The organism is uncultured Tessaracoccus sp., from assembly GCF_947286155.1.
Classification (GTDB): Bacteria; Actinomycetota; Actinomycetes; order Propionibacteriales; family Propionibacteriaceae; genus Arachnia.
Genome location: NZ_CAMYPD010000066.1, coordinates 1 through 9721, shown reverse-complemented (window position 1 = coordinate 9721; position 9721 = coordinate 1). Strand labels below are relative to the sequence as shown.

The following is a 9721-nucleotide window of genomic DNA, read 5'->3' as shown; positions in this document are numbered from 1 at the left end:
AAAACCTGTGAGGCACGGCCCCTAACATCCCGGGACTACATGTGAGTCTCGTCGACCCCTTCCCTGCGGCCCGTTCCCGTGTTACGTTTGCCGAAAATATCGGCACCGCTGCCGACGAACCGAAGGGGGACCCGTGCCCGCTCGCCCCAACTACCCCAAGCTTAGACGCCGTCATCCGGCGTTCCTCTCTGCTCTCACCCTCGCATCGGCTTCACTATTTGCGGCCGGCCCATCGCATGCTGATGTCTACTATTCGGGCGGACTCACCTCTGCCAAACACACTTGGTACCGTCCCAACTACAACAGCGCTTGGAATGCAGCTCTGGCAACTGCGGAGTCCGCTTGGAATGCGGTCCCAGAGGTGGCGTTCAGGCGAGTCTCGACGAAGACTCCTGCCACCCCCAGCACGATCACGGTTGCGAGCTACACCGCTTCTTGGTATGGGCTCTACACGCCTCGTGAACAACACACCAGCTACTACTCGGGCCGCTACTTCAACGTCTCGATCAATTCGAGGACCATTTCGAAGGACTCCAAGAACTTCAACGGATTCGTGCGGAGTGTCACTGTGCACGAGCTGGGTCACGCACTGAGCTTGGGCGACAACCCTCCCACTTCGGCTCCCAGCATCATGAAGTATTCGCGAGACCGCAACACCCTGATCACTCACACGCACTACGACCGTGCAAACGTTTCGAGAAGGTACTGATCATGAAGCACTTCGAATCACTGATCGCAACTCTCGCTGTACTCGCGCTAGCGGGCTGCGGCGCCCAGCCCGCCGAGCCGGCTCCGTCGGCACCCGTCACGATGCACGTCGACGGGCCTGTGTACGACTCTCTCGACCAGCTCGACCGCGACGCCGACGTCATTGCCTCGCTCGAGATCATCTCCTCGAAGCAGGACGAGCTGCTGCCCGAGTACTCCGGTGACGACCCCAGCACCAACCCCGCAGCCGGGGCGCCCGCCGCTCCCAGCTGGGAGGACATCCGCGACGGAGCCGTCCCGATCACCGTGCACACCGTACGCGTCGTGGATGTGCTGCGCGGAGCAGGCGACGGGGAGGAACTCACGCTGATCGAACTCGGCGGGCCGAAGGCCACCGTCCAAGACCGCCCGAAGCTCACCGACGCTCTGGGCCCGGACACCGTCGCTTTCCTCACGCGACTTCCCGACGGCCGCTACGAGGTGCTGGGCCAAGGGCAGGGCCTCCTCCAGCGCAGCGAAGACCAGTATGTGAGCCTCACCGAGCCGCGGATCAGCGTAGCCGAGCGTCGGGTGACCTCGCTACGTTGAGCCCTCGCCCGACGCTTCGCTCCGCAGGCGCGCCATCGTCGCTTCCACCTGCTCGCGGACCGCAGCGAGGCTTCCGGAGTTGTCGATGACGTGGGTTGCTGCGGCGAGCCGTTCCTTCCGCGTCGCCTGAGCATGAATCCTCGCCCATGCCTCGTCGTCGGAATAGTTGTTTCGAGCAATCAGCCGCGCATGCTGAACCTCGACAGGCACGTCCACAACAATGACTTCGTCGAAGCCCCGCTCGAGTTCTCCCTCCACCAGCAGCGGAATCACCGAAATTGCCACGACGTCCGCCGGCACCTCGGCGAGTAGCTGCTCGCGGCGCGCCGCCACCAGCGGATGCGTGATGGCACCTAGATCACGGCGAGCTTCGTCGTCGCCGAAGACGATCGCTCCCAACGCTGCCCTGTCGAGCTGGCCGTCGTCGGTGAGGACTCTTTTCCCGAAGCGCTCGACGATGGCCTCCAGCCCAGGCGTCCCCGGCTCGACCACTTCGCGAGCGAGCACATCCGAATCCACAATGACTGCCCCCAGCTCGGCAAACATGTCCGCGACGGTGGACTTTCCCGAGGCGATGCCTCCGGTCAGTGCGATACGAGTCATGCACCAGATCATGCCAGCTTCCGCCAGCCCACGACGATTACACCCACCCCGAGGAAGCAGGCACGGGGGTAAAACTGCAAAACTCGCCAACAGCTGCACGCCTCCCGCGTGAACCAAGCGTAAGGCTTCGCACTGTTGGCGAGTTTTGCAGTTTCTCCCTGCGGCACCCAGGCTTCCCTGCATCCCGCCCAGAACGCCAAACGGCGCCCCCTTGGGGGCGCCGTTTGTAGGTTGTCAGCGGATCAGTTGCCGCCGGTTAGCTTCTCGCGGAGAGCCTGCAGCGCTTCGTCAGAAGCGAGCGAGCCCTCGTCGGTGGTTTCGGAGACGTAGCCAGTGCCTGCTTCGACTGCGGCTTCGCGGGCCTCGGTCTCGGCGTCCTCGACCTGACGCTTGTGGGCCTCCCAGAGTGCCTGAGCTTCGGCGTACTGGGCCTCCCAAGCAGCGCGCTGCTCTTCGTAGCCTTCCTTCCACTCGTTGGTCTCCGGATCGAAGCCCTCGGGGTAGATGTAGTTGCCCTGCTCGTCGTAGCTGGCCGTCATGCCGTACAGCGACGGATCGAACTCGTCGGCTGCGACGTCAACACCCTCGTTCGCCTGCTTGAGCGAGAGGGAAACGCGGCGACGCTCGAGGTCGATGTCGATGACCTTGACCATGACGTCGTCGCCAATGGAGACGACCTGCTCGGGGATCTCGACGTGACGCTCAGCGAGCTCGGAGACGTGCACCAGGCCTTCGATGCCTTCGCCCACGCGAACGAACGCACCAAACGGCACCAGCTTGGTGACCTTGCCGGGCACGATCTGGCCGATCTGGTGCAGACGCGCGAAGGTCTGCCACGGATCTTCCTGAGTGGCTTTGAGCGACAGCGACACGCGCTCGCGGTCCATATCAACTTCCAGCACCTCGACCGTGACGGGCATGCCCACTTCGACGACCTCGTTCGGGTGGTCGATGTGCTTCCACGACAGCTCGGAGACGTGCACGAGCCCGTCGACACCGCCGAGGTCGACGAATGCGCCGAAGTTGACGATGGAGGACACGACGCCCTTGCGGATCTGGCCCTTCTGCAGCGCGGTGAGGAACGAATGGCGCACCTCGGACTGGGTCTGCTCGAGCCATGCACGACGCGACAGCACAACGTTGTTGCGGTTCTTGTCGAGCTCGATGATCTTCGCTTCGAGCTCCATGCCAACGTACGGCTGGAGGTCGCGTACACGACGCATCTCGACCAGCGACGCCGGGAGGAAGCCACGCAGGCCGATATCGACGATCAGGCCGCCCTTGACGACCTCGATGACGGTGCCGGAAACGACCCCATCCTCATCCTTGATCTTCTCGATGGTGCCCCACGCACGCTCGTACTGTGCACGCTTCTTCGAGAGGATAAGGCGGCCTTCCTTATCCTCCTTCTGCTGCACCAGAGCCTCGACCTCATCGCCGATCTGGACGACCTCGGACGGGTCCACATCGTGCTTGATGGAGAGTTCCTTGGAAGGAATAACGCCTTCGGTTTTGTAACCGATGTCGAGCAGAACTTCGTCGCGATCGACTTTGACAACGGTGCCGGAGACGATGTCTCCGTCGTTGAAGTATTTGATGGTTTGATCGACGGCTTCGAGGAAGGCTTCCGGGCTGCCGATATCGTCAACCGCTACGGCCGACGCCTCAGTAGGGGAGGTCATAAAAGGTGGGCTCCGATTTGGATGGTATGAACTTGGACGCACGGCAGTTGTGAAGCAATGACTCCTGCTTCGCGTTGACCCTGCTCCGTCCGAGGGCACAACAAACCACAATGCGGTTCAACATTAGGCCATCGCTCCAAGCGGGTCAATCCCGCCCTTCTTTTGCGACATAGCGCTGCTTGTACGGCGTTGTAGAATCCACGGCGTGAACACGCGTAACAAGATTATCGCCATCGTTGCGGCCGTTGTGGCGCTTATCCTCGTGGTCGCCGGCGGCCTCTACCTCGCGCGCCCTAAGGACGCGCCCGAAGCCGCTTCGACGCCCAGCGCGTCGGCATCAGCACCAGCTTCACCGGCTGCTGCGTCCGAGAGCCCATCAAAGGAGCTCACCTGTACCACCACAACCGACGGTTTTGTGCCCGTCCGCTACACCTTCTCCGGAGCGCTCGAAGCCGATGAGAAGGTGCTCTCACTCGGGCAAGACGAAGAGGGCAACATTGCCGCTCCCCCGCCCGCCGAGAAGCGCACTGCGGCTTGGTGGAATGAAGGGCCGAAGCCCGGAGCCCCTGGCAAGACGGTGCTCTCGATTCACACGTACCGCAACGGCAAGGCGCTCGGCAATGAGATGTACAAGGACGGCACCTCGCAGATGAAGCCTGGCGACGAGATCAAGCTCTACGGCGAGAATGGCGAGGTTGCCTGCTACAAGTTCACCGAAGCCAAGAGAGTCATGGTGGACGAGTACGACCCGGATTCCGACATGATGGTCGACTTCGAGGGTGACTCCGAGGTCGCCATCATCATCTGCTGGGATTTCGACGGCAAGTTAGAAGAGCAGGGCCAGGATCCCTGGCAGTCTCGCGTGTTCTTCTACGGAGAACTCTTCTAAGGCTGCCGTAACGCTTCGGTCGCTTCGGGCTAGTGGGCGGCACTGTGCCAGTTGTCGCCCACCCCGATCGATACCGCCAGCGGCACCTTGAGATCGGCTGCCCCACCCATCGCGTCGGCAACCAGCCGGGCCACCTCATCGCGTTCTTCGTCGACGATTTCGAGTACAAGCTCGTCATGCACCTGTAACAACACCCGACTGCGCAACTTCGACGATGCCAACGCAGCGTCGACGGCAAGCATGGCGAGCTTGATGACGTCCGCAGCCGAACCTTGGATGGGGGCATTCAACGCTGCGCGTTGCGCCATTTCACGACGCTGACGATTCGACGACTGCAGGTCGGGCAGGTAACGCCGCCGCCCGAGCATCGTCTCCGTGTACCCCTTGGCTCGGGCATCATCGACGAGCCCGGCCAGGTAGCGCTGTACCCCACCTACGCGGGCGAAGTACTCTTCCATCAGCTTCTTGGCCTCCGGCACGGGGATGTCCAGCTGGTTGGAGAGCCCATACGCGCTCAGTCCGTAGGCGAGGCCGTAGTTCATGGCTTTGATCCGGGCGCGCATCTCCCCCGTCACCGCAGAGGGCTCCACGTGGAAGACCTTCGCAGCCATCTCATTGTGGAAGTCACGGCCCGAGTGGAACGCGTCGATGAGCCCTTCGTCGCCAGAGCCATCGGCCATGAGGCGCATCTCTATCTGCGAGTAATCGGCACTCATCAGCGCCGTGTACCCCTCGCCTGGCACGAACGCCGTGCGGATGCGTCGCCCTAGCTCGGTGCGGATGGGGATGTTCTGCAGGTTCGGATCAGTCGACGAAAGCCTCCCTGTGGCGGCGATCGTCTGTTGGAACGTGGTGTGGATGCGCCCGTCCGTGTCTACCGCGGAGATCAGCCCGTCCACCGTCTGTCGCAGCTTGATGCGGTCGCGGTGGTTGAGTAGGTGCTCCAGGAATGGGTGCTCGGTTTTGGCAAACAGGTCGGCTAGGGCTTCCGCGTCGGTGGTGTAGCCCGACTTGGTGCGTCGCGTTTTCGGCATGCCGAGCTCGTCGAAGAGCACCGCCTGCAACTGTTTCGGCGAGCCCAGGTTGACCTCGTGGCCGAGCACCTCGTAGGCCTGCGTCTGCGCCGTCTGGACGGCCTCATCAAACTCGGCGCGCAAGGACTGCAGGCGGTCCAGGTCGACCGCGATGCCGGTACGCTCCATGCCCGCGAGCACCCGCATGAGCGGCTGTTCCAGATCGACGAGGAGCGATCGCTGCTGCTGTTCGTCGAGCTTGCGTTCGAGCACCTCCACCAGGTCGAGTGCGGTGCGAGCGCGCAGCATGGCGTTGTCGGCGTCAGCGTCGTCACCGAAATCCAGCGTCTGCTGAGCCGGCGCGTCATCGTGGCTGAGCGAGCGCTTGAGGTAGCGCATCGCCAAGTCTTCGAGCGCGTACGAGCGCTGCTCCGGATGCAACAGGTATGCCGCGAGCAGCGTGTCGCATCGCACCCCGTCGAGCTGCCAGCCCCGCTCCCAGACACCCAGCTGAGGGCCCTTCGCGTCGTGGATGACCTTGTATCGTTTCGGATCGGCCAACCAATCTGCGACTGCCTGATCGTCCTCGGGGCTGAGGTCGGACGTCGCGAAATACGCGGCCGCCCCGTCGGCACATGCGACAGCGATTCCTGCGACGTCGCCAGTGCCTCGTGCGTAGTGCCCGACGAAGTCCACGCCCACCGGACTCGAGGTGTGCTCCGAGAGCCACTCCCCGACGGCACCGGGCGCGAGCACCGACCCGTCCACTTCCACGCTCTCGGCAGACGACGGCTCGCTGGCTTCTCCTCCGAGTTCTTCGAGCCGGGTGCGCAGCACCCTAAACTCCAGCGCGTCGAACAACCGCGCGACGGCGTCTCGATCCCATGGCTCACGGCCGAAATCACCCGGAGCGACGTCGAGCTCCACCGTGCGCACGAGTGCGTTCAGCCGGCGGTTTCGACGAACGTCGTCAAGGTGGGCGCGGAAGTTCTCGCCCGCCTTGCCTCGCACGCTCTCCGCGTTATCGACGAGATTGTCGAGGCCCTCGTATTCCTTCAACCACTTGGCAGCGGTTTTCGGGCCGACCCCCGGAACACCCGGCAGGTTGTCGCTCGTCTCCCCCACAAGCGCGGCGAGCTCCGGGTATCGGGCGGGCGGCACCAGGTACTTCGACTCGACGGCCTCCGGGTTCAGCCGCGCGAGATCGGAGACGCCCTTCCTCGGGTACAGCACCGTGACGTTCTCATCAACGAGCTGCAGGGCGTCGCGATCCCCCGTGACGATGTCGACGGCGAATTCCTCCCCAGCCGCTGTGGTTGCCAGCGTGGCGATGATGTCGTCGGCTTCGTAGCCTTCCTTCTCGATGTGCACGATGCGCAGTGCGTCGAGCACCTCTTTCACCAACTCAACCTGGCCGCGAAACTCGTCGGGCGATTTCGACCGCGTCGCCTTGTATTCGGGGTACTCGTCAGTGCGGAAGGAATGCCTGGAGACGTCGAACGCAACGGCCACGTGCGTCGGCTGCTCGTCTCTGAGCAGATTGATGAGCATCGACGTGAATCCGAACACCGCGTTCGTGTGCTGGCCGGTGGAAGTCTGAAAGTTCTCGGCGGGCAGACCGAAGAAGGCCCGGTACGCCATCGAATGTCCGTCGATCAGCAGAAGTTTCTTCACCCAATCGACTCTAGCCGCTCGCTACGACGTTGTGGGCTGCGGTGTGCGGGCCGCGTCGTCCAAGAGTTCTGCGGCGTGCCTGCGGGAGGCGTCCGTATCGGCGGAACCGCCCATCATGCGCGCGAGCTCAGTCACGCGCTCCTCACCCCGCACCTCGGCGACGTCCGAGACCGTCACTGCTCCGTCGCTGGATTTCCGCACGACGAGGTGCTGGTCTGCGAATGCTGCGACCTGCGCGAGGTGGGTGACGACGATCACCTGCGACGTGGCAGCCAGACGCTGCAGGCGTCGGCCGATTTCCAAGCCGACGGCGCCGCCCACCCCTGCGTCCACCTCGTCGAAGATGAACGTGTGACCCTCGGCATCGGCAAGCACCACTTCGAGCGCGAGCCGCACCCGCGAGAGCTCACCGCCCGATGCCACCTTGGCGAGCGGCGCGGGTTCGGAACCTGGGTTCGCGCTGAACAGCAACTCCACCTTGTCCGCCCCGTGCGGGCCGAGCGGCGCGTCGCTGACCTGGAATGTGAGCCGAGCATGCGGCATGGCGAGGGCCGCGAGCTCCGTCTGGGCCTGCTCAGCAAGAGACTCCGCGGCGCTGTGCCGGCTTTGGGAGATGCTTTTCGCGAGGCTGAGCAGTTCCCCTTCGAGCTGTTCCTTGCGCGCACGCAGCTCCGTGATGCGTTCGTCGGAGCCATCCAGCGTGTGGAGGCGCTGCGACGAGGTCTCCGCCCAGGTGAGTACCTCGTCGATGGTGGCACCGTATTTGCGCGTCAGCCCGGCGAGCACGGCCCGCCGCTCGACTACCGCCTCGAGACGGAGTGGGTCGTCGACGAGATCTGCCAGGTAGGTCGCCAGATCCGCTGCGAGGTCGTCCAACAGCACTTGCGCTTCCTCTACCCGGGTATGCAGGGATGACGCCGCGGCATCGTGAGAGGCGAGTTCGCGCAGCGCCTTGCGCCCCTCCCCGACGAGGCCAACCGCACTGGGAGCGTCAAAGTCCTGCTCGTCCCCGCTCAGCGCAAGCGACGCGCGTTGAGCCAGTTGACGCAGCGCGTCGAGGTCCTGAAGCTTCGCTTGCTCAGCCTCGAGGGCAGCGTCTTCTCCGGCGACCGGGTTCGCGGCACCGATCTCTTCCAGGCCGAAGCGCAGCATGTCGGCTTCGCGTGCACGCTCCATGGCAGCCGACTGGAGCTCTTCGAGCTCCGCGACAACGGCTTCGTGTTCGCGGTAGGCCTCGCGGTACCGGTCGAGCCCATCAGGATTGGCGTGCGCGTCGAGGAGTTCTCGTTGTCGCTCCGGGGTACCCAGCCGAAGCTGTTCTGACTGGCCATGGATCGTCGCCAGTTCCAGCCTGGCCAGGGCGCTCACCGGAACGGGGCTACCGCCCACGACGGCGCGCGAACGCCCGGTGGCGCTCAACTGCCGCACGGTGACCAACTCATTCCCGTCGAGCTCCGCGCCCAGATCAGCGACGGACTCACTCGTGGCTGCGCTGACCTCCCAGCGCCCTGCAACCACGGCCTTCTCGGCTCCTCGACGCACCATGCCGGAGTCTGCCCGGGCGCCCAGCAGCTGACCGATGCCGTGCACGATCATGGTTTTGCCCGCGCCCGTCTCCCCTGTCACGGCGATGAGCCCAGGGCGCAAATCCAGCTGCGTGTGCTCCACCACACCAAAATCGGTGAGGGTGAGTTCTTCCAGCACGTCAGTTCCTTCCCCAGCCTCGAACCGGCAGGGCAAATTTCTTCACCAACCGAGTGGTGAACGGCTGTTCCGACAGACGAGCGATGCGAAGCTTGTGACTCGACGACGTGACGATCACCTCGTCGCCAGATTCGAGCTCGTAGCTAATGCGCCCGTCGCACCACAAGATGCCGTGCGGACCCTCGATTGATTGCTGGAGTAGCACCGTGGATTCGGGGCTCAGCACCAGCGGCCGATTGAACAGCGCATGCGCGGCGAGCGGGACGACGAGCATGGCCTGCACGTCGGGCCAGATCACTGGGCCTCCGGTGGAGAAACCGTAGGCTGTGGAGCCGGTCGGTGTGCTCACCAGCACGCCGTCACAGCTCCAGCGGCTGAGCGGTCGCCCGTCCACGCTCACGAGCACCGTCAGCATGCGTTCCCGCGCGATTTTCTCCAGCGATACTTCATTAATGGCGGAGGCGTGCCAGCGCTCCACACCGTCGCGCTTGACGACGATGTCGAGCACCAGGCGCTCTTCGACGCTGTACCGCTGCTCATCGACGACGAGCGGGAGCGCCTCGATATCCGACTGCTCCATTTCAGCCAGAAAGCCGACGTGACCGAGGTTCACGCCCAGCACGGGGATGTCATGCTGCAGCGCCCACGCAGCGGCCCGCAGCAGGGTGCCGTCGCCGCCGAATACGACAGCGAGTTCGCAGCCTGGAACGGCGGCGTCGTCGACGAGGACGTCCAGCGGCTCTCGCACGCTGTTGGCGAGGCGCGCCTTGTCTACCGCCCGGACCGCGACACGAAACCCACGCTGAGTGATGTCGTCGATGAAGGCGGTAGCGCCGTCGATCGCTTCTTCCTTCTCCGGG

The 9721-nt window shown here is 64.1% G+C and carries 5 protein-coding genes and 1 pseudogene; 2 read left to right on the top strand and 4 right to left on the bottom strand.

Annotated elements, in window-relative coordinates:
• The first annotated feature begins 711 nt into the window (after positions 1-711).
• A complete protein-coding gene (locus Q0X68_RS12305; RefSeq protein WP_297752277.1) occupies positions 712-1296 on the top strand; it encodes a hypothetical protein in 585 nt (194 codons plus the stop codon).
• Here the strand turns inward: Q0X68_RS12305 and coaE are convergent.
• Both coaE and rpsA read right to left on the bottom strand, forming a co-directional pair.
• Positions 1288-1899: a dephospho-CoA kinase gene (gene coaE / locus Q0X68_RS12300; protein WP_297752274.1), complete on the bottom strand. Its 612-nt coding sequence runs from the start codon at positions 1897-1899 to the stop codon at positions 1288-1290. The two genes, Q0X68_RS12305 and coaE, sit on opposite strands and share 9 nt — an antisense overlap.
• A gap of 242 nt (positions 1900-2141) precedes the next feature.
• Positions 2142-3581 (bottom strand): 30S ribosomal protein S1, encoded by a 1440-nt coding sequence (gene rpsA / locus Q0X68_RS12295; RefSeq protein ID WP_297752271.1) that lies wholly within the window; start codon positions 3579-3581, stop codon positions 2142-2144.
• Positions 3582-3786: 205 nt separating this feature from the next.
• On the opposite strand from rpsA, the gene Q0X68_RS12290 reads away from it, so the two are divergent.
• Positions 3787-4470, top strand: a complete 684-nt coding sequence (locus Q0X68_RS12290) for a class F sortase (protein ID WP_297752269.1) — start codon at positions 3787-3789, stop codon at positions 4468-4470.
• A 29-nt stretch (positions 4471-4499) separates the two neighbouring features.
• On the opposite strand, the pseudogene polA reads toward Q0X68_RS12290, so the two are convergent.
• Positions 4500-8861 (bottom strand): annotated as a pseudogene (polA, locus tag Q0X68_RS13190) (DNA polymerase I).
• A 1-nt stretch (position 8862) separates the two neighbouring features.
• On the bottom strand, positions 8863-9721 hold an 859-nt coding region (locus Q0X68_RS12275; RefSeq protein ID WP_297752262.1), incomplete at its 5' end, for an NAD kinase.